The following is a 20426-nucleotide window of genomic DNA, read 5'->3' as shown; positions in this document are numbered from 1 at the left end:
GTTCACGATGGACTGGGGAGCAATCTTCAATAACGCCGCCGTCGAGCTGATCAGCCCGACCACGGCCGCCTACGCACTCGCCGCCCTCGGGCTCGCCGTGCACTTCGGCTACACCGGCCTGCTGAACTTCGGACAGGCCGGGTTCATGGCCCTCGGAGCCTACGGCTACGCCATCTCCATTTTGACCTTCGGGTTTCCCGTCTGGGGAGCCTTTCTGGTCGGCGTGGGGGCATCCGTGCTGTTTGCCTTGATTTTGGGTATTCCCACGCTTCGGCTGCGCGCCGACTACCTCGCCATCGTCACGATCGCTGCCGCCGAGATTGTGCGGCTGTTGTTCACGACGAACACTTTCGCCTCCGTCACCGGATCGGCCAACGGCCTGAGTGGGTACAAGAACGAGTTCGCGGCGCTCAACCCGCTAGCTGATGGCAGCTATGGGTTCGGGCCGTTCGAGAACAACGCCTACGACACCTGGCTGCGCATCGTGGCCTGGTCGATCGTGATTATCGCGGCCCTGCTGGTCTGGCAGATCATGCGCAGCCCCTGGGGCCGCGTCATCAAGGGCATTCGCGAAGACGAAGACGCCGTGCGTGCCCTCGGCAAGAACGTCTATGCCTACAAAATGCAGTCGCTCATTCTCGGTGGTGTGTTCGGTACCATCGCGGGAATGATTTTCGCGCTGCCGCGAGCGGTCGTGCCGTCGAATTATCAGACGACTCTGACGTTCTTCATCTACGCGATTCTGCTGCTCGGCGGGGCCGCCACGGTGCTCGGCCCGATCATCGGTTCAATGATCTTCTGGGTGCTGCTGTCGTTCTTCTCGGGTTTCATGGCTCGGGCCGTCGAAGCAGGCTGGTTGCCGTTCATGACGTCCATTCAGGCCGGCCAGCTGCGCTTCGTACTGGTGGGAGTGGCGATCATGTTAATAGTCATCTTCAGACCGCAAGGTATCTTCGGCAATAAGAAGGAGTTGGCTTTTGTCCGATAACGCTGTTCCGGCCGCTCCCCTCGAGCCGCCCGTTCCCATCACAAAGCCGGTCAAAGCGACCGGCCTGCACATCGGAGAGCCCGCGCCCGGCTGTGCGAAGGTCGACCCGATTCTGGTCGTCGACAACGTGCGGCGCACCTTCGGGGGGCTCACCGCGGTCGACGTCGATCACGTCGAGGTTCCGCGCGGCGCGATCACAGCACTGATCGGCCCGAACGGCGCCGGTAAGACGACCCTGTTCAACCTGTTGACCGGTTTCGACAAGCCCGACGACGGAAAATGGACCTTCAACGGTCGGTCCCTCGCTGGTGTTCCGGCGTACCGAGTGGCCCGCATGGGCCAGATTCGAACCTTCCAGTTGACCAAGGCGCTCGGTCTGCTCACCGTTATGGACAATATGCTGCTCGGTGCCAAGGGCCAGACCGGCGAGAACATATTCCGCGCATTGATGCCGTTTCTCTGGCGCAATGAAGAGGAGGAGAACCGCGCCAAAGCACTCGATCTGCTCACCCGGTTCAAGCTCGATACCAAGAAAGACGACTACGCGGCGAGCCTCTCCGGCGGGCAGCGCAAGCTGCTCGAAATGGCCAGAGCGCTCATGAGCGATCCGACCCTGGTAATGCTCGACGAACCCATGGCCGGGGTCAACCCGGCACTGACCCAGTCGCTGCTCGACCACATTCTCAACCTCAAGGCGCAGGGCATGTCCGTTCTCTTTGTGGAGCACGACATGCACATGGTGCGCCACATCGCCGACTGGGTGATCGTAATGGCCGAGGGCAAGGTGGTCGCCGAGGGCGACCCGCACGAGGTCATGAAGAACCCGGCCGTGATCGACGCATATCTCGGTCAGCACCATGACGAAGACATTGGGGAAGACCCCGATGCCGAGATCGTGCACGTTTCAGCCATTAAGGAGTTGCTCGATGACGAACGCTAATCCGCAAATCGTGCCGGCACCGACCGAAACCCGGGACGCCGTCGTCGAGGTCAAGAGCGTCACCGCCGGCTACGTCACCGGAGTGAGTATTCTCAATGCCTGCTCCCTCACCGCCTACGACGGCGAGCTGATCGGCATTATCGGCCCGAACGGCGCAGGCAAGTCGACGCTACTCAAAGCCATATTCGGCTTGGTGAAAGTGCGCGACGGCGAGATCCTCCTGCGCGGCAACAACATCACCAATCTCAAGGCCAACAAGCTCGTCGCCCAGGGCGTCGGCTTCGTGCCGCAGAACAACAACGTCTTTCCGACCTTGACCATTCGCGAGAACCTCGAGATGGGCATCTTTCAGAAGCCCAAGGGTCTGATCGAGCGGCTCGAGTTCGTCACCGAGATCTTCCCGGAGCTCAGTAAACGGATGTCGCAGCGCGCCGGTTCGCTGTCGGGCGGCGAACGACAGATGGTCGCCATGAGCCGCGCGCTCATGATGGGTCCACACGTGCTGCTGCTCGACGAGCCGAGCGCCGGCCTCTCCCCCGTGCGCCAGGACGAAGCCTTCCTCCGCGTGAAGGAGATCAATAAGGCCGGCGTGACCACGATCATGGTGGAGCAGAACGCTCGTCGCTGCCTGCAGATCTGCGACCGCGGCTACGTGCTCGATCAGGGTCGCGATGCCTACACCGGCACCGGACGTGAGCTTTTGAACGACCCCAAGGTGATCGGCCTGTACCTGGGTACCCTCGGGCAGGATTAGCGCTCTCACCCCCTGCACGAGCCTCCAGCGGCGTCCGAGATCACCTCGGGCGCCGCTTCTGTATGTATGCCGGCAAACGGATGCCACGGCTCGCGCTTCAGGATCGGCTCACGTGTACGCAGAAGGGCCCCGGCCGAAGCCGGGGCCCTTCAGATCGCTCAGTAGAGCGGGAGCGGTGGAGCTAGTTGATGCGCTTGTACATGTTGTCGGCACCGAACTGGTAAATGCCGATGGTCGCGCCGGTCGGGTCGCCGTTCTCATCGAACGTGATCGGACCAGAGAAGCCGTCATAGTTGACCTGCTTGCCGGCCTTCAGATCCGCAGCAGCGGACTTGAAATCGGTGGCCTTGGTGCCGTCGCCGGTGCCGCCGGAGACCTGACGCAGGTAGCTCGCGATCGAGGTACCCGAAACGTCGTTGCCCGCATAGGCGGCCAAGGCGATCAGGACGACGGCGTCATAAGACTCGGCTGCGTAGCTGTAGTCGGTCAGCGTCGGGTCGACCGTCAGCAGGCGGTCGGTGAAGTCGCCGAGCGATGCCGTGTCGAGGCCTGGCAGCGTGCCCTTGGCGCCCTCGACGAGACCGGGAGCGAAGGTTGTGCTGTAGTCGGAAAGGTTGCCGTCAACGAAGTACAACTGCTTTCCCGGGAAACCGGTGGCCACGAGGTCCGGAACGATGACCTTGGCCTGGTCGAACGTGATCAGAGCGATCGCGTCGGGGGCCGCAGCGGTGACTTCGGCGATCTGCGCGGAGAACGACGGGTCGCCCTCGTTGAACAGTGCGGTTGCGACGACCTTGCCGCCAGACTTGGTGAACGCGTCGCCAACGTACTTGGCGAGTCCGGTCCCGTAGGCGTCGTTGAGCACGATCAGGCCGAGGGTGGCGTTGCCGTCGTCAGCGATCTGGGTGCCGAGTACTTCACCCTGGAGCACGTCGGAGGGTGCGGTACGCCAATACAGACCCTGGTCGGCATAGGTCGTGAACGCGTCAGAGGTGTTGGCCGGGGAAAACTGCACAACGCCAGCACCGGTGATCTGGTCGATCACGGTCTTGGAGACGCCAGATGAGGCCGCTCCGACGATGGCTGTCACGTTCTGCGAGAGCAGGTCGGTGACCGAAGTTGTCGCGGTGTCGGTCGTCGTGTCGCCAGAGTCGCGATAAATCGCTTCAACCTTGATACCGAGACCGGCCGCGTTGACGTCCTGCACGGCGAGCTTCACTCCGGCTTCTTCGGGCGGGCCGAGGAAGGCCAGTCCACCACTCTGCGGAAGAATAGTGCCGATCTTCAGGGACAGGTCGCGCGCTCCGGAAGCGACCGGCTTGAAGTCGGATGCCGCTGTGGTTGTGGCCGCGTCGGTGGGTGTGGTCGCAGCGCCATTGCTGCAGCCGGTGAGCAAAAGGGCGCTCACGCCGATGAGGGCGACACCGGTAACGAGGGTACGAACTGAGCGGGAAGCCGAGGCCTTCGCGAAAACGCTCATGTTGCTCCTTGATTTATAAAGAGGGGTAAGACTGGTCAGCCGGTTGACTGCCGTGGTGTCAGAGTAGGCAATCAAGGGCCCAGAAACATACCCCCTGATGAGAGAACTTTGTAATGCGACCAAATCGTTACGAACGACGGCCGGTAATCCCCTGATAATCAATGTTCTGTTTCTCCGTCATGGCGAAGACGCACTCTGCCCAGGAAGCGCACACGGCGCTTCCTGAAATCACCTGGGGCCAGCCAGCCTCGAGCGAGGAACCGCCGTCGTCGCCGGTGATGACGGCGGCCAGGGCGGCCGTCATCACTCCGTCGTAGGCCTCTGCACCGCCAGCGGTGGCCGTCAGCGTCGGATCGGCGGTCTTGAGTCGCGCGGTGAACTCGTCCGTGGCGGCGAGCGGAGTTCCACCATTGGCAAAGTCGATCAGGGGAACGATGGCCGCGCTGCCAATCAGTCCATCAGCATCCGCTGGCAATGCCGTCGTCGCGTCCCACAGCACCAGATCGACGCCGCGCGTCGCGAGGTCGGCGTAGGCGGCGGCGAGGTCGCCGGCCACGTTGCGGTGGATGAGCTGCACGGGCTGGGTGGGCGTTGTCTGGTCGGCGAGAATGTCACGCACGGCGAGTTCGGTGCCGGCTACCTGAGCGGCACCGCTCGCGGCATTATCGCCGGTCATGGGAAACAGCGTGCCGATGAGAAGCGTGCCGTCGCCGGTGGGCGCCGTGCTGGCGACGAGTGTTGGGGTCATGCTCGGCTTGGCGGCCGACGCACCGGTGCAGCCGGTCAGAGCCAGGGCAAGCAGCAAGACGGCGGCGATCATGGGGCGAACGGGCATGTGGATCCTCTGGTGCTGGGCTGAGCTGGTGCTGTTTGGTCTGGGCTGGCGCGTGCTGTTGGTTCAGCGTATCGGCTGGCCGGGCCGGGCCGGGCCAGCTAGGCGGGTTCGAGGGTACTGCGGCGGGGAGTGCGGCCGGAGGCCACCATGTCGACCGTCAAAATGATCAGGGCAACCCAGACCAGCCCGAAACCGAGCCAGCGTTCGAGGGGCATCGCCTCGTTCAGGATGAACACGCCCACCAGAAACTGCAGCACCGGGGCCACGAACTGAATGAGCCCGAGCACGGTCAACGGCAGGCGCCGCGCGGCGGCAGCGAACAGCAGCAGTGGTACCGCGGTGATGATGCCGGCCGCGAGCAGGCCAGCTGTATGCCAGGGCGACACCGTGCCGAAGGTGAGCCCGGAAATGCCGGAGACCACGACCAGTTGGATGACGGCGACCGGTGCGAGCCAGGCGGTCTCCAAGGTGAGGCCGGTGACGGCATCGACGCTCGGGCCCACGCGCTTCTTGATCAGACCGTAGAGTCCGAAGGAGAAAGCGAGGATGAGCGAGATCCACGGCAGTGAGCCGTACCCGACGGCGAGCACGACCACGGCGAGAAAGCTGATGGTGATGGCCACCCACTGCAAGCGGCGCAGGTGTTCCCGCAGCACGAAGACGCCGAGCAGCACGGTGACGATCGGGTTGATGAAGTAGCCGAGGGCCGCTTCGACCACGTGACCGGTGGTCGCGGCAATCACGTAGGTCTGCCAGTTGATGAAGATGAAGACCCCGGCCAGGCCCATGGTCAATACCAGGCGCCGCTGCCTGAGGGCCCGCCCGAGAACCGTCCAGGTGCGGGTCACCGTGATGATCAGTACGCAGAAGACCAGGGAGAACAGCACCCGCCAGGCCACGATCTCAAAGGCACCCGACGGTGCGAGCAGCAGAAAGTAGAGCGGCAGCACACCCCAGAGGGCGTAGGAGAGGCCGCCGAAGATGAGTCCGGAGCGATGCGTGCCGGCGGCGGTACCGGTCGTCGCGACTGGGCTTACGGCATCCGACATGAGGGTCCTTGACTCGGCAGAGGTGAAGAAAGCAGAAAACTCCCGGATAGCGAGGCTATCCGGGAGTTTTCAGTCTAGAACGACCGACTGCTTGGTGTTAGCGTACGACCACGGCGAGCACGTCGCGAGCGGAGAGAACCAGAAGGTCATCGCCACCGAACTTGACCTCGGTTCCGCCGTACTTGGAGTAAATCACCTTGTCGCCGACGGCGATGTCGAGGGGGATGCGGTTGCCGTTGTCGTCAATGCGGCCGGGGCCGACTGCAACAACTTCGCCCTCCTGGGGCTTTTCCTTCGCGGTGTCAGGAATGACCAGACCTGATGCGGTGGTCTGCTCGGCATCGACCTGCTTGATGACGATGCGATCCTCGAGCGGCTTGATGGAGACCGACACGGTTGACCTCTTTCTAAGATTTGGGTTAGCAGACTCACAGCGAGAGTGCCAAGTGAAGTTTAGGGGGGTTCTGGCACTCACGCAACGTGAGTGCCAGATGGGGGTCATTTTGGTAGCGTTGCAGCATGGATCGAACCGAACTCGTTGAGCTGCTTTCCCCCGCGAGTTTGCGGCTGCTGGACTCCCTGCCGCCTTACGACACCCACGGCGACGTGCTGAAGCTCGTGAGCGATCTGCGCAAGGCCGGGCACGCGCCCGGACTCGTGTCGGCCGTGCTCAGCCAATCGCGGCTGCGGGCAAAAGCCGTCCTCAAGTTCGGTGAATTCGCCGAGCGGATGCTCTTCACAGAGGCCGGCCTGGAACAGGCCACCCGGCTGCGTGTCGCCGCCCTGCACGCGGGCCGTTTCAATGGTCTCGGCGCTGCGCTCGGCCGCACGCCGCGGGTCGCCGACCTCGGCTGCGGTATCGGCGGCGACGCCATGGCCCTCGCCGCGCTGGATCTGTCGGTCGTGGCCGTTGATGCCGACGAGGTCACGGCGACCGTAGCAAGCTTCAACCTCGCGCCGTTTCCGAACGCCTCGGCGCTGCAGGCCGATGCCGAGACGGTCGACCTCGAAGATTTCGACGCGGTCTGGCTCGATCCTGCCCGCCGCACGAGCGGGCACAGCAACACGACGCGACTGACCCGCTCCGAGGATTACTCCCCCTCGCTTGACTTCGCCTATCTGCTCGCGACGAAGCTGCCGCTCGGTATGAAGCTCGGGCCCGGCCACGACCGCGACCAGATTCCGGTCGACGCCGAAGCACAGTGGGTGTCGGTGGACGGCCAGCTGGTGGAGATGGGGCTGTGGTTCGGCGCTCTCGCCCGCCCCGGCATCCGTCGGTCAGCCCTGCTCCTGACAGCAGACGGCAGGCACGAACTGACTGCATCGGACGACAGTGCAGACGTCGATGCTAGCAGCCTCGGAAACTACCTCTACGAGCCGGACGGCGCGGTGATTCGGGCACGCCTGATTGGCGATCTGGCCCGCTCGCTGGATGCCCGCATGCTGAGTGAGGGCATCGCCTACCTGACCAACGACACGCTCACGCCGACGCCGTTCGCGAGCGCTTTTCGGGTGCTCGAAACGCTCCCCTTCGATGAGAAGAAGCTGCGGCTGGCGCTGCTGGAACGGCGTATCGGCACCCTCGAGATCAAGAAGCGTGGCGTAGACGTGGATCCGGCGACACTGCGCACCCGGCTGAAGCTCAAGGGGCCTGAAGCCGCAACGTTGATTCTGACCAGGGCGGCCGGGCATCGCGTGGCGCTGCTCGTGGAGCGCGTGCGGTAGCGGATTACAGCAGCGGCAGCACGATCTGGCTGATGTAGACGATCCAGCCGGCCGCCAGCAGAACCCCGACGAGACCGCTCACGAGGCCACTCCGCCAGAGCGTGCGCGCCCGATTCTCGGTGGTGCGCGCGATCAGCGCGAGAGTGATCGCAATGAGAGCGATCGGCAGACCAAACACCCCGACCACGCCGAGTGCGAGACCGAGAAGGCCACAGACGACGGAGGAGACCGCGAGCCGACGGCGGCCGGTGATGCGCTGCACCTCGGCCTCGGTGTAGCTGTACGGCACGAACTCGGTAGGAGCGGTGACCGTCGAGGCCCAGTCCAACTGGCTGCCGGGTGGCCCGGGAGGGCGCGTATATTGCAGCTGCGCCGAAGCCTCGTCGTGCGGATGGGGTGTAGTCATGGCTGTCCTCTGGCCGCGCATACGGTCAGCTTGTGGGGGTGGCCCCTGTCGATCGAAACGTGCCGCGTGGCCCCGAAGGGGCCACCTGCGTGGCTAGTAGTTGTAGCTCGTGCCGGTGGAGGCCGCCGCGAGTAGCAAAATGATCGTGAAAGCGGCGAAGATAGCACCGCCGAGAAGGCCGACGTAGCCGAGGATGGTTCCCCAGAGGGCGAGCCCGTGTCCCTTTTCGCCGGTCTTCTTGATCTGGCTCAGGGCGATGTGGCCGGTGATGATGCCGACCACCGAGATGAGAAGGATCGAGGTGACGAGCGAGATGATCGAGAGAACGTTGTACTTGTCCTGCGGGTTCTGCTGGCCGTAGGGGTTCTGGCCGTAGGCCGGCTGCTGGCCATACGCGGCGGGCTGCCCGTAGGCGGGAGCCTGGCCAGATCCGGAAGCGGCCGGAGCGCCGGGTGCCGGGTAGCTCGGAGCGGCCGGGTAGGCCGGCGGCAGGCTGGAGTCGGCCGGAGTCGAACCCGTCGGGTCGCTGCTCGCCGGGCCGCTGCTGGTCGGTTCGCTGCTGGTCGGATCGACGGGGGGCTGGGTGGGATCAGACATCTGCGGTCTCCTTCGTGCGGAATGTTCGGGGTCGCAGAGCCAGAATATCCCGTGTGCCCGCGCGTGGGCGAATTCTGTGGCAGATCAGACCTGAATCTGGCCGACCGGCAGGGTGGAATCGGCGCCGAATTGCAGCGTTGAGGGCTCATGCCCGGCCGTGATGAGCTGCGCACCGAGGGCTGCGATCATGGCACCGTTGTCGGTGCACAGGGAGAGGGGCGGGATGCGCAGAACGATGCCGGCAGCATCCGTTCTCTGGGTGGCGACCTCGCGCAGACGCTTGTTGGCGATGACACCGCCGCCGAGCAGCAGCCGCGGTACGCCGTAGTCGGCGCAGGCGGCGAGGGCCTTGGTGAGCAGAATATCGACGACCGCCTCCCGAAAACTGGCCGCGACATCGCCGATCGGCACGGGTTCGCCAGCGTCCTGGCGCTGTTCGACGAAGCGAGCGACCGAGGTTTTCAGGCCGGAGAAGGAGAAGTCGTAACGGTGCACGGCCATGTCCTTGGGCTGGCTGAGTCCGCGTGGAAACCGAATGGCCTTCGGGTTGCCGCCGAGCGCGACCCGGTCGATCTGCGGTCCACCGGGGTAGGGCAGGGAGAGTAGGCGCGCCACCTTGTCGAAGGCCTCGCCGGCGGCATCGTCGATGGTCTCGCCGAGCAACTCGACGTCGCTGACCAGGTCGCGCACGAGCAGCAGCGAGGTGTGGCCCCCGGAGACCAGCAGGGCGATCGTCGGGTACTCGAGCGGAGCGGTGTCGCCGGTGTTGGTGTCGCCGGTTTTGGTGTCGCCGTGCCGAAGCTCTCCCTGAAGCAGGTCGGCTCCGACGTGGCCGACCAGGTGGTTGACCGCGTAGATCGGTTTGTCGAGCGCCACGGCAAGCGCCTTGGCGGCCCCGACGCCGACCATGAGCGCGCCGGAGAGTCCGGGCCCACAGGTGACCGCGATGGCGTCCAGATCACTCAAGCGGATGCCCGCCTCGGCAACGGCCGCGTTGATGGCCGGCACGAGCTCGTCAAGGTGCGCCCTGGCCGCGATCTCGGGCACGACACCGCCGTAACGGGCATGTTCGTCCATTGAGCTCGCAATGGTGTTGGAGAGCAAGGTGGTTCCGCGCACGATGCCGATGCCGGTTTCGTCGCAGGACGTTTCAATGCCGAGCACGAGCGGATCAGCGCGGTTTATGGTCATCACGAGGTCTCCACAAGCATAGATTCCAATTCTGGAATATCGAGACGCATGACGATGGCATCTACGTTGTCCGGCTGGTAGTAGCCGCGGCGCACGCCAACCTCGATGAATCCGAGGCGTTCGTACAGGCGCTGGGCACCGGGATTATCGGCCCGCACCTCGAGAAAGATCAGCCGGGCGCCGCGCTTCCGGGCCTCATTGATGAGCGCCTGCATGAGTGTGCGGCCCAGGCCGCGTCCGCGTGCGGATTCGGCGACCGCGATGGTCTGAATGTCGCCCTCGACGGCTCCCCGCGGGGCGAGCAGGCCGGCGTAGCCCTCGACCGCGCTTGGTTCGTCGGGCGGAAACGCCACGAGGTAGAAGCAGGCGGGGTCGCCGAGGTCGCGCGCCATCATGGTCGGCGACCAGGCGTCATGGACGAAAGTGGTCGTCTCGAGGTGCATGATGGCTTCAAGATCGGCCTCGTGCGCGCGGCGCAGCTGCCAGGTCATCGGCTGACTCGCTTCGGACCGTTTGAGAGGGTGACGTCGGGCGAGCGCAGGTAGAGCGGCTCATTGGCCGCGAACGGGCGTCCGTGGGCGTAGCTCAACTCAGCGACCAGACCGAGTTCACCGGCCGACACTGTGGCGGCGTCCAGGCGCGGCCACCCGGCGTGCAGCCAGCCCTCGTCGTCGAGGTCGGCCGGTTTGGCAAGGCCGGGCTGGCCGACGCGCACGGGCAGACCAACGGCATCCGCTTGGGAATAGGCGCTCCAGTAGATTTCACGGCGGCGAGCGTCGGTGACGACGACGAGCGGGCCGGAGTGGCCGCGGCGGTAGTGGCCGTAGGCGATGGCGTCGTGGCTGATCACCGGTACGAGCGGAGTGCCAGCCCCGAGGGCGAAGACGCGGGCCGAGGCGATACCGACTCGCAGGCCGGTGAACGGGCCTGGACCCATGCCGCCGACGACGCCGGAGAGGTCAGCCGGGGCGACATGCGCTTCCTGCAGGCATTCCAGAATGAACGGGCCGACGATTTCGGCGTGACGCATCGTGTCGGCTTCACCGCGTTCCGCGATGACTCCGCGGGCAAGGTCGACGACGGCGACGCTCGTGCCGGCGGAGGTGTCGATGGCAAGTAGCACCCGTTCAGCCTAGCTTTCATAGGCCAGCGCTTCGCGCGGCTGGCTTTCATAGGCCAGCGCTTCGCGCGGCTGGCTTTCATGGGGCCGCGATCAGGTCAGAAAGAGCACGACGGCGGCTGTCAGAGCAACGATCACCAGGATCGCACGCAACACCGGAGCCGAGAGCCTTCGCCCGATGCGGGCACCGAGCCAGCCACCGAAGGCGGAACCAACGCCGATCAGCAGAGCGATCACCCAGTCGACCGTGCCGCTGGAGATGAAAATAATCGCAGAGACGAGGTTGGCCATGCCGGCCAGCACATTCTTGGCACCGTTGGCCCGGTGTATGTCGGTGGACCACAGAATACCCAGCAGTGCCAACAGCACCACTCCCTGCGCTGCGCCGAAGTATCCCCCATAGACCCCCGTGCCGAGAATGCCGAGCACGAGGCCGAACGTGATCGGCCGAGTGTCGGTCGTGGTGCCTTCGGGAGACTTGCGCCGCACGTAACGGGCCACGCGGGGCTGGATCGCGGAGAGCAGCGCGGCGAGCAGCAGCAGGAACGGAACGACCGCCGAGAAGGCCTCCTCGGGCAGGACCAGCAGCAGCAACCCGCCGATCACACCGCCCACGGCCGAGAACACCGCCATCCAGGCCACGGGCCGCCACTGCGATCGCAGTTCCCGGCGATAACCGTAAGCTCCGGCAATCGACCCGGGAACCAGACCAACCGTGTTGGATACGTTCGCCGTGATCGGAGGGATACCGAGGGCGAGCAGGGTGGGAAAGGTGATCAGGGTTCCAGCGCCGGCCACCACATTGATGATGCCCGCGGCAATTCCGGCGACCAGGATGATCGCGCCTTCAAGAAGTGTCATTTAGTGAGAGTTTCCCGTGTTCGAATTCTCGGCGGCCGCGTCGCCAACGGCGAGCACAATCTTGCCGAGGGAGGAGTTGGTGCGCATCAGAGTCTGGGCCGCATCGGCCTCGGTCCACGGCATGATCCGGTCGATGAGCGGTCGAAGAACCGGCGAGCCAAGGTCGACGTCGGCACGCAGCGCGGCGACGAGGTCGATCTTGTCCTGGGTGGAGCGGGTGCGAAAGGTGACCCCGTGCAGGGCGAGTCGCTTGTAGGCGAGCATTTCCAGGTCGAGCGTGCCCTCGCTGCCGCCGAGTCGCCCCACCCCGATGATGCGGCCGGCGATGGCGGCCGAGCGGATATTGTCGGCCAGGTAGGGTCCACCGACGTGGTCGACGATGACGTCGGCACCGTGGCCATCGGTCAACGCCAGCACCTGCTCGGCGAAGCCGTCATCGTCGACGACGAGCACCTGGTCGGCACCGACCGATCGGATCAGCGTGGTCATGCCCTCCGAGCGGGTGGTACCGATCACGAGCCCGGCACCGAGGTATTTCGCGAGCTGAACACACTGCAACCCGACAGAGGACGCTGCGGCGTGCACCAGCACGGTCTCACCGGGCTGCAACCGACCGTGGGTGCGGAGCGCGTTGTGTTCGGTCAGGAGTCCGAGAACGGCCGCCGCCCCCTCGGCGTAACTCCACCCGTCGGGAATCGGAATCGGCAGGCCCGCATCGACGACGATGTGCTCGCTGAGTCCCCCGCCGACGATGGTCATGACGCGATCGCCGACCCGCAGTGAGGTGACGTCCGAACCGATCTCGACGACTTCACCGGCCGCGTCGAGCCCGACCACCGGCGGAGGGCTTCCCGGAACCGCCGGCTCAGGGGTTCCGGAGCGTTGGGCCAGATCCGCCCGATTCACCGATGCCGCGTGCACGAGAATGCGCACGTCGCGCGATCCTGGAACCGGTACCGCGCGTTCACGCAGCATCAGTTGCGGTCCGTCAGTCCCCGGTTCGACCAGAATCGCTTGCATCATGGACGTGTCCTTTCGTGGCCAACATCGGGCAGTCTGAGGGCCCCTGCTCGTCTCGTTCGATTATCGCCTAGGCAAGCCTTGACAAGAATTCGGCCCGGCGGTGTGGTCGACGGTTTACTGCTGCTCATTGTGCCCGAGGAAGCCTTTTGCTCGATGGTGCCGTTTTTACTGTTGCTGGCCGCGGTGCTCTTGGCAGTCCAGCCTCGCGTGGCGCGTTACGGCACCGGGGTCTACGGCGGATACTTCAGCTCCGCTCAGGGCGTGGTCCTGCTTGCGCTGCTGGGCATACTCTGGTCCACCGACATGCACCGAGCCAACGGGGTGAAAAACGTTCTGGCCGGCATGGCAAACCTGGACCGCGGGGTAATCGCCGAACGGGGCGCAACCGACACCATGCGCCACACCGAAATGACGAGGGGTCAGCGACCGAGGGAGTGGTACCGGGCCAGGCGGCGCGGAAGTAGCTCATCAACGGGCACCGTGGAGAGCGCGGACAGCTCGTATTCGATGGCCGACGCCAAGCGCTGGCAGAACGCCCGTCCCTCGTCTGCGGCGTCGGGGCGCTCGTCCACGATGTGGTCGACGATCCGATTGGCGTACAGCGAGGCCACGTTCACGCCCTGCGCCTCCGACATGGCCGGCGCGAAATCAGTGTTGTGGTGCACGATGGCACTGGCCCCTTCGGGAGGAAGCGGCGACAGCCAGGAGTGCTGGGCGGCGATCGTACGATCGGCGGGCAGCAGCGCGAGCGCCCCACCGCCGGCACCCTGTCCAAGCAGCACGGACACGGTTGCCGACCGCAGGCCGATCAGCTCGTGCAAAGATCGGGCAATTTCCCCGGCCATGCCGCCCTCCTCGGCCTCCTTCGACAGCGCGGCGCCGGCGATGTCGATCACGGTGAGAAGCGGAAGCCCGAGTTCTTCCGCAAGGCGCATGCCGCGGCGGGCCTCCCGCAGCGATCCGGGGCCCATCCTGGTGTCTTGCGACGGCCGCGGCCGGATGTGCCCGAGCACGATGCAGCTCTGCTGCCCGAACCGTGCCATGGCGAGCATGAGCCCCGGGTCCTTCTCACCCTGGCCCGTGCCGTTCAACGGCAGCACGTCGTGCGCGCCGTAGGCGAGCAGCTGGCGCAGGTCCGGTCGCCGCGGGTTGCGCGAAATCAAAATGGATGACCACGCGCCGCTCGCTGCCGGCCGCACGTTCAGGGTCTCCGGTGCCGCCACCGGCGTAGAGGCCCGGTCGGTAAGGATTGTGAGGGCGCGGTGCACGATCTCCGGCAACTGCTCCGGCGGCACAACGGCGTCGATCAGCCCTTGGTTGAACAGGTTTTCGGAGACCTGCACGTTTTCCGGAAATTTCTTGCCGTACAGCGCCTCATAGACCCGAGGGCCGAGAAACCCGAGCAGCGCGCCCGGCTCGGCCACCGTCACGTGCCCGAGTGAGCCCCATGAGGCCATCACCCCGCCCGTGGTGGGGTGCCGCAAGTACACCAGATACGGATGCCTCGCCTCGCGGTGCGCGCGCACGGCCGCGGTGATCTTCACCATCGACAAAAAGGCCAACGTGCCCTCCTGCATGCGGGTACCGCCGGATGCCGGTCCGGCCAAGACCGGCAACCCCTCGCGTGTGGCCCGTTCGATCGCGTTCACAATCCTGTCGGCAGCAGAAAGCCCGATCGATCCGGCGAGAAACGCGAACTCGCTCACCACGATCGCCACCCGGCGGCCGCGGATCAGCCCCTCGCCGGTGAGCACCGACTCGTCGGTGCCGCTCTTCGCTCGGGCCTTCACGAGGTCGGCCCGGTACTCCTCGTTCGGGGCGGGGTCGACCACGGGCTGATCCCAGCTCGTGAAGGAGCCGTTATCGAGCACCACGTCGATGAGCTCCGTGGCGTTCAGGTGGCGAGTTGTGAGCGCGGATTGAGAAATCACAGTGAGATACCTTCCAGTGAGCGGTTGAGCCAGGTGCGAATGTCGGTGCCGTGCTGGTCGAGCACCGGCGGAGCGGAGTGCATCGTGTTCGTTGTCTCGACCGTATCGGCGGGTCCGAAGAACCGAAGCGGTGGACCGGGGAGGCTGATCCGGCCGAGCACCTCGTGTTCAACGTCGATCAGCAGCCCCTGCGAGAGCACCTGATCCCATTGATAGACCTCATCCAGGGAACGCACCTTGCCGGCCGGGATTCCGGCGTCGGTCAGTTTCTTCAGCAAGGTCGCGGCATCGAAGTGGGCGAAGGCATCCGCTATGGCCTCCTTGAGACCCTCCCGATTGCGCACGCGCTGCGCGTTGGTGGCCCACTCGGATTGCGCAGCATCGAGCCCGAACTCGGCTGCGAAGGTGGCCCAGAGTTTCTCACTGCCGATGCTGATCTGCACACTGCCGCCGCGGCAGGGAAAGAGCCCGTAGGGAGCGATCGACGGATGGTGGTTGCCCTGGGCCTCCGGCACCTCTCCGGCCACCGTGGCGCGGGTACCCTGGAAGGCGTGCACTCCCACCAGCGCGGCGAGCAGTGAGGTGCGCACAATCTGTCCCTGACCCGTGCGCTCGCGCTGAAGCAGCGCGGCGAGCAGTCCGAACGCGCCATACATGCCCGAGAGCAGATCGGCGATCGGCACGCCCACACGCTGCGGGTCGTCGGGGCCAGAGCCGGTGAGGGACATCAGGCCGGCCTCGCCCTGGAGAATCTGGTCGTAGCCGCTGCGGCTCGATTCGGGGCCGTCGTGGCCGAAACCGGTGATCGAGAGAATCACCAGCGCCGGGTTGAGAGCGTGCATCGCCTCGGGCGAGAATCCGAGCCGGTCGAGCACCCCTGGACGAAAATTCTCCACCACAACGTCCGCGCGCAGCAGCAGCTCGCTGAGCACCTCCCGGCCGTCGTCACTCTTCAGATCGAGGGCGATGGATTCTTTATTGCGATTGCAGGAGAGAAAATACGTGGATTGCGGATCGTTCGCGGGGCCCACGAAAGGCGGGCCCCAGCCGCGGGTATCGTCTCCCGTGATGGGGTTCTCCACCTTGATCACGCGCGCGCCGAGATCGGCGAGCATCATGGTGGCGTGCGGGCCGGCAAGCGCGCGGCTCAGGTCTACGACGAGATAGCCCGACAGCGGGCCCTGCATACCGGTTTCGGAGCGGATGTTGGTACTCATGTTCGGTCCTTTCTCAGTATTACGGCAGGTGGCGGGTTACAGCCAACCGGGCAGCACGAGCACGGCCCAGGCGATGGCCGGCCCGGCCACGACGACGATTCCGCTGTAGGCGAGAATCTGCTTGTAGAAGCGGTCCTTGTCCACGTCGTCGGGGGCGTTGGCAAGCACGAGAGCACCATTGGTCGAGAACGGCGACACGTCCACGATGGTCGACGCGACGGCGAGCGCGCAGATCACGCCGATGGCGCTGATATCCCCGGTAGCGAGGAACGGCACGGCGAGCGGAATCAGCGCAGCCAGAATGGCCGTTGACGAGGCGAAGGCCGAGACGACGGCACCGATGTAGCAGATCAAGAGTGCCGCAAGCAGGGGCATGCCGAGGTTGGCCACCGCTCCCGATACGTATTCGATGGTGCCGGCCTCTTCGAGAACACCGACGAACGTGAGCATGCCGCAGATGAGCAGCACGGTCGACCAGCTGATCTTATTGACCGCGCCCTTCTGCGCCGCGGGCGAGACGAGGGCGAGGATGACGGCGATTGTGATGGCAACGAAGCCCACGTCAACTTTGAAGCCGAGCGCGATCACGGCGAGGGCGATGAGGCCGGCCACCGTCACAAGCTGAGGGATGCGCTCTCCTCGGGTGGCCGTGGCCTCGACTCCGTCGCCCGCGGGGTCGCGGGGGCCGTAGATGCCGGAGCCGAAGCCCTTGAACGCCACATCACCGCCGGCGCGCGCACCGACACTTACGGCCATGCGCGCTTCGGCGGCTTGCTCCACGAAATGTCCGACCCGGCTCGACATAAGGTTTCGGCCACCGAGAACGATGAACAGCACGACGGCGATCAGAAAGTTGAAGATGAGGCTCGACAGAAACACCGCTGTGGGGCTCGCGTCGAGCCCGGTGGTCGAGATGAGGCTGTTCACGATCACGCCGTAAACGGCGATCGGCGAGAATCCGCCGCCCTGCGCGCCGTGGATCACCATCATGCCCATCAGCAGCGGGCTGATCTTGTACCTGCGGGCAAAGCCGAGCGCAATCGGCGCCACGATGGCCACCGCGGCCGGGGAAAGCGCACCGACGGCCGTGATCACGGCGGTGATCACGAACATCACCCAGGGGATGAGGGCCACCCGACCGCCGACGAGCCGCACTGCGCCGCGCACCAGCAGGTCGATCGTGCCGTTGCCCTGCGCAATCGCGAACAGGTACGTAACCCCGACGAGCGTGAGGAACAGTCCGCCCGGGAAGTTGGCGAGAATATCGGTGGTCTCCATGCCGAGAAAGACGGCACCGAGCAGAAAGGCACCCACGAAGGCCAGCGCACCCATGTTGACGGGCAAAAGCGTGGCGATCAGAAACATCACCGCCAGGATGATGATTGAGATAACGGGAGCGGACATCGTTGTTCCTCCATAGGTTCAGGTGAATGTGGGCTATTGGCTCACTGGACTAGCCTCCTAGACAGTAGGCGACTTTGTCAAGAGCCGTGTAACCTTGGGTCGAATACTGATGGGGAGGCAGACATGACGAGGGATGCAATACCCCAGCCGCTCATGCGCGTCACGAAACCACGCCTGTACGAACAGCTCGTGGCCCAGCTTCTCGCCTACATCGAGTCCGCCCGCCTCGGCCCCGGCGACCTGTTACCCGCCGAGCGCGACCTCGCCGAACGCCTCGGCGTTTCCCGCGCCACGCTCGCCCAGGCCCTCGTGGCTCTCGAAGTGCTCGGCGTCATCGATGTTCAACACGGCACCGGCGCCGTTCTCGTCTACCGGCCGAGCATCGCAGCGGTGATCAGTGGGCTGCGGGAGCACCGCAACCGGCTGCCCGAGATTGTCGAAGCCCGCACCACCCTCGAGGTCAAACTCGCCGAGCTCGCCGCGGAACGCCGAACGGATGCCGACCTGCTCGCGATCGAGGATGCGCTCCGGGCGATGGCAGAGGAAATCGCCGTCGGCGACCGCGGGGCGCACGGCGACGAGCTCTTCCACCAAGCCGTCACTGCGGCGGCTCACTCCCCGGTGCTCGCCCAACTCATGACGTTCATCGCAGAGATGATACTCGAAACCCGGCTCGAATCCCTCGCTCAGCCGGGCCGGCCGGAGCAGTCCCTCGCCTCACACCGCACCATCACCGAGGCGATCCGGGCGCAGGACGCCACAGCGGCGACCGCGGCGATGCTCTCGCACATCGAGCTCGTCTCCGACGTAGCCCTGCTCAAGTAGGGGAGAACGGGCGTCCCGCCGCAGCCCGATCAGAGCGAGAGTAATCGAATAGTGGGCGCCACGGCCCAAGGTCACGGCATCGAGTCGGCCAGACGCGTCCAGCGCTGGCCGTGACCCGTGAGGGTCAGGGTGCGCGGTTCGTCAAGGTCGTGATCAAGGTCGAGAAAGGATGCCGCCGCATCCGTTTCACGCGCTGCCTCCGCGCGACCCTGCGGTCGCTCGATCTCGATGTCCAGCCAGGATTCGGTGATGCCGTCGAGCAGGCCGCGGCCCCACTCGACCACCACGATGGAGCGGGCGAAATCAATGTCGAGGTCGTCGAGTTCCATGGCACTACCGAGGCGGTAGGCGTCGACGTGCACGAACGGCGGCCCGCCGACCAAGCTTGGATGCGTGCGGGCCAGCACGAAGGTGGGGCTGGTGACGGCTCCGCGCACCTGCAGCCCCTCGCCCAGGCCGCGGGTGAGGGTGGTTTTACCCGCCCCGAGTGGTCCGGTGAGCACGACGAGGTCCCCGGCCTGCAGGATGCCGGCGAGGATCACGCCGAAGCGATGCATCGCCGCTGCATCCGCAATCGTACGAACGAGCTCAGCCATTGAGGTGCCGCCGGATCACCCGGTGCCCGATGCGGGTGACGATCTCGTAATTGATCGTGCCCGCTGCATCGGCCCAGTCGGTGGCGCTCGGCGCACCGGTGGCCGGGTCGCCGAACAGCACGACCTCATCGCCGACGGCGACGCCGGGGTTGTCGGCGCCGAGGTTGACCACGAACTGGTCCATCGCGACCCGACCGACCAGGGGATAGTTCTCGCCGTTGATGTGCACGAGCGCCGTTCCCGACGACTGCCGGGGAATGCCGTCGGCGTAGCCGAGCGGCACGAGCACGAGGGTGGAATCCTGCGGCGCCCGCCAGAGGTAATCGTAGGAGACACCGGCGCCGGCGCTCACCCGGCGTACCAGGGCCACCCGGCCGCGCAGGGTCATCGCCGGAACCAGCCCGAGGTCGTCGCTGCTCGCATCCTCAAACGGCGACAGCCCGTACAGGGTGATGCCGAACCGCACCATGGTGAAACGGGCGGCCGGCAACCGCAGGGCCGCAGCCGACGACGCGAGGTGCACGAGCGTGGGGGTCAGGCCGGCGGCGCGGGCAGCCGCAACGCCGCGTTCAAAACAGTCCAGGGCGTTCTGGTCGTCCTCGGCCGAGGCGTTGGCGAGGTGGCTCATCACACCGTCGACGCGCAGCAGGCCGACCCGCTCTAGGGCGGCGGCGAGCGCGAAGACGGCGGCCCAGTCGTATTCGTGCACGCCGTTGCGGCTCAAGCCGGTCTCGAGTTTCAGGTGAACGGATGCGGCCCTGCCGAGTTCCGCCGCTGCATCCGCTACCTGCTGCACCTGACGCACAGACGACAAGGCCAGGGTGACGTCGTCGTCGATGGCGGCGCTGAAATCAGCGTCGGGGTCGTGCAGCCAGGCCAGAATCGGTGCGTCGATGCCCGCGTCTCGCAGGGCCAGGGCCTCGTCGATGTCGGCGACGCCGAGCCAGTCCGCCCCGCCGGCCAGGGCTGCGCGCGCCACCGGAAGGGCACCGTGCCCGTAGGCGTTGGCTTTGACCACCGCCATCGCGTGCGGGGTGCCGGCTACGGCGCGCAGGTGGGCCATGTTGTGGCGAATGGCGGCGAGGTCGATCACGGCCTCGCGAAAGCCGGTCACGCTTCACCCTCCGCGACGACGAAGGCGCAGGCCACGCCGGCGTCGTGGGTCATAGTGACGTGCACCCGGCTGATGCCGCGGCCGGTCAGCGCGTGCAGGGCAGCCCCGCTCAGCTTGAATTCGGGGTTGCCGTGCGGGTCGTTCACGATTTCCATCTCTTGCCAGGTGGCCCCCGCGCTGTCGCCGAGGGCCTTGATCAGGGCTTCCTTGGCGGCGAAGCGCGCCGCGAGGGAATGCACCGGCAGATTTCGTTCGTTTTCGGTGAACAACCGCGGCACGAGGCGCGGTGTGCGTTCGACCTGGCGGGTGAAACGCGCCAGGTCGACCACGTCAACCCCGATGCCCTTGATCACGCTGCTCGATTCAACGT

Annotated in this window: 22 protein-coding genes; 5 read left to right on the top strand and 17 right to left on the bottom strand. The window is 65.6% G+C overall.

All coding sequences use genetic code 11. The features are described 5' to 3' along the window. Positions 1 to 7: 7 nt before the first annotated feature. Genes CXY78_RS11995 through CXY78_RS11985 form a run of 3 tightly spaced genes read left to right on the top strand, consistent with a single transcriptional unit; the run spans position 8 to position 2682 of the window. Complete coding sequence (locus CXY78_RS11995; protein ID WP_104089515.1) at positions 8 to 988, top strand: branched-chain amino acid ABC transporter permease; 981 nt, start codon at positions 8 to 10, stop codon at positions 986 to 988. 37 nt (positions 989 to 1025) lie between these two features. Next, a complete protein-coding gene (locus CXY78_RS11990; RefSeq protein WP_233197371.1) occupies positions 1026 to 1928 on the top strand; it encodes an ABC transporter ATP-binding protein in 903 nt (300 codons plus the stop codon). Continuing rightward, a complete protein-coding gene (locus CXY78_RS11985) occupies positions 1915 to 2682 on the top strand; it encodes an ABC transporter ATP-binding protein (RefSeq protein ID WP_199181915.1) in 768 nt (255 codons plus the stop codon). Before CXY78_RS11990 ends, CXY78_RS11985 begins: the two co-directional genes overlap by 14 nt. A gap of 181 nt (positions 2683 to 2863) precedes the next feature. Here the strand turns inward: CXY78_RS11985 and CXY78_RS11980 are convergent, their stop codons facing one another. The 4 genes from CXY78_RS11980 to groES all read right to left on the bottom strand — a co-directional run bounded on the left by CXY78_RS11980 (position 2864) and on the right by groES (position 6440). Beyond that, complete coding sequence (locus CXY78_RS11980; RefSeq protein ID WP_092339376.1) at positions 2864 to 4162, bottom strand: ABC transporter substrate-binding protein; 1299 nt, start codon at positions 4160 to 4162, stop codon at positions 2864 to 2866. 127 nt (positions 4163 to 4289) lie between these two features. Then, the gene (locus CXY78_RS11975) at positions 4290 to 4997 is read right to left on the bottom strand and encodes an ABC transporter substrate-binding protein (protein WP_140425512.1); all 708 of its coding nucleotides are present in this window, start codon (positions 4995 to 4997) and stop codon (positions 4290 to 4292) included. Positions 4998 to 5095: 98 nt separating this feature from the next. Beyond that, complete coding sequence (gene rarD, locus CXY78_RS11970; protein WP_092339380.1) at positions 5096 to 6046, bottom strand: EamA family transporter RarD; 951 nt, start codon at positions 6044 to 6046, stop codon at positions 5096 to 5098. 97 nt (positions 6047 to 6143) lie between these two features. Further along, entirely contained in the window at positions 6144 to 6440 is a 297-nt protein-coding gene (gene groES / locus CXY78_RS11965; protein ID WP_092339382.1) for a co-chaperone GroES, read from the bottom strand. 125 nt (positions 6441 to 6565) lie between these two features. Here groES and CXY78_RS11960 point away from each other — a divergent pair, with 125 nt between their 5' ends. Next, a complete protein-coding gene (locus CXY78_RS11960; RefSeq protein ID WP_104089510.1) occupies positions 6566 to 7771 on the top strand; it encodes a class I SAM-dependent methyltransferase in 1206 nt (401 codons plus the stop codon). A 4-nt stretch (positions 7772 to 7775) separates the two neighbouring features. Here CXY78_RS11960 and CXY78_RS11955 read toward each other — a convergent pair whose 3' ends face one another. The 10 genes from CXY78_RS11955 to CXY78_RS11910 form a co-directional block, all read right to left on the bottom strand. Beyond that, positions 7776 to 8177, bottom strand: coding sequence for a hypothetical protein (locus tag CXY78_RS11955; protein WP_140425511.1), 402 nt, complete (start codon positions 8175 to 8177; stop codon positions 7776 to 7778). 93 nt (positions 8178 to 8270) lie between these two features. Next, complete coding sequence (locus CXY78_RS11950) at positions 8271 to 8774, bottom strand: DUF4190 domain-containing protein (RefSeq protein WP_092339388.1); 504 nt, start codon at positions 8772 to 8774, stop codon at positions 8271 to 8273. Between the two features lie 84 nt (positions 8775 to 8858). Then, on the bottom strand, positions 8859 to 9965 hold the full coding sequence (tsaD, locus tag CXY78_RS11945; protein ID WP_104089509.1) for a tRNA (adenosine(37)-N6)-threonylcarbamoyltransferase complex transferase subunit TsaD: 1107 nt from the start codon (positions 9963 to 9965) through the stop codon (positions 8859 to 8861). After that, a complete protein-coding gene (rimI, locus tag CXY78_RS11940) occupies positions 9965 to 10456 on the bottom strand; it encodes a ribosomal protein S18-alanine N-acetyltransferase (RefSeq protein WP_104089507.1) in 492 nt (163 codons plus the stop codon). The genes tsaD and rimI overlap by 1 nt, the downstream gene beginning before the upstream one ends. Then, positions 10453 to 11088: a tRNA (adenosine(37)-N6)-threonylcarbamoyltransferase complex dimerization subunit type 1 TsaB gene (gene tsaB / locus CXY78_RS11935; RefSeq protein ID WP_092339394.1), complete on the bottom strand. Its 636-nt coding sequence runs from the start codon at positions 11086 to 11088 to the stop codon at positions 10453 to 10455. The genes rimI and tsaB overlap by 4 nt, the downstream gene beginning before the upstream one ends. 90 nt (positions 11089 to 11178) lie before the next feature. Further along, the gene (locus CXY78_RS11930) at positions 11179 to 11946 is read right to left on the bottom strand and encodes a sulfite exporter TauE/SafE family protein (RefSeq protein WP_104089505.1); all 768 of its coding nucleotides are present in this window, start codon (positions 11944 to 11946) and stop codon (positions 11179 to 11181) included. Next, on the bottom strand, positions 11947 to 12969 hold the full coding sequence (locus CXY78_RS11925) for a zinc-binding dehydrogenase (RefSeq protein WP_199181914.1): 1023 nt from the start codon (positions 12967 to 12969) through the stop codon (positions 11947 to 11949). It lies immediately after the preceding gene. 419 nt (positions 12970 to 13388) lie between these two features. Beyond that, the gene (locus tag CXY78_RS11920) at positions 13389 to 14900 is read right to left on the bottom strand and encodes a carboxyl transferase domain-containing protein (protein WP_092339398.1); all 1512 of its coding nucleotides are present in this window, start codon (positions 14898 to 14900) and stop codon (positions 13389 to 13391) included. Continuing rightward, a complete protein-coding gene (locus tag CXY78_RS11915) occupies positions 14897 to 16117 on the bottom strand; it encodes a CaiB/BaiF CoA-transferase family protein (RefSeq protein ID WP_092339400.1) in 1221 nt (406 codons plus the stop codon). The genes CXY78_RS11920 and CXY78_RS11915 overlap by 4 nt, the downstream gene beginning before the upstream one ends. Positions 16118 to 16153: 36 nt before the next feature. After that, positions 16154 to 17521, bottom strand: coding sequence for an SLC13 family permease (locus CXY78_RS11910; RefSeq protein ID WP_104089503.1), 1368 nt, complete (start codon positions 17519 to 17521; stop codon positions 16154 to 16156). 123 nt (positions 17522 to 17644) lie between these two features. On the opposite strand from CXY78_RS11910, the gene CXY78_RS11905 reads away from it, so the two are divergent. Continuing rightward, positions 17645 to 18346, top strand: coding sequence for a FadR/GntR family transcriptional regulator (locus tag CXY78_RS11905; protein WP_104089501.1), 702 nt, complete (start codon positions 17645 to 17647; stop codon positions 18344 to 18346). A 71-nt stretch (positions 18347 to 18417) separates the two neighbouring features. Here the strand turns inward: CXY78_RS11905 and tsaE are convergent, their stop codons facing one another. Genes tsaE through CXY78_RS11890 form a run of 3 tightly spaced genes read right to left on the bottom strand, consistent with a single transcriptional unit; the run spans position 18418 to position 20409 of the window. Beyond that, positions 18418 to 18942 carry a tRNA (adenosine(37)-N6)-threonylcarbamoyltransferase complex ATPase subunit type 1 TsaE gene (gene tsaE, locus CXY78_RS11900; RefSeq protein ID WP_199181913.1) on the bottom strand — a complete coding sequence of 175 codons (525 nt, stop codon included), beginning with the start codon at positions 18940 to 18942 and terminating at the stop codon, positions 18418 to 18420. Beyond that, positions 18935 to 20005 carry an alanine racemase gene (gene alr, locus CXY78_RS11895; RefSeq protein ID WP_092339520.1) on the bottom strand — a complete coding sequence of 357 codons (1071 nt, stop codon included), beginning with the start codon at positions 20003 to 20005 and terminating at the stop codon, positions 18935 to 18937. Before alr ends, tsaE begins: the two co-directional genes overlap by 8 nt. Before the next feature lie 47 nt (positions 20006 to 20052). Continuing rightward, a complete protein-coding gene (locus CXY78_RS11890) occupies positions 20053 to 20409 on the bottom strand; it encodes a holo-ACP synthase (protein WP_092339405.1) in 357 nt (118 codons plus the stop codon). Positions 20410 to 20426 lie beyond the last annotated feature (17 nt).

This window comes from Cryobacterium sp. N19 (assembly GCF_002929595.1).
GTDB lineage: Bacteria > Actinomycetota > Actinomycetes > Actinomycetales > Microbacteriaceae > Cryobacterium > Cryobacterium flavum.
This window is presented reverse-complemented; position numbering and strand designations above follow the sequence as displayed.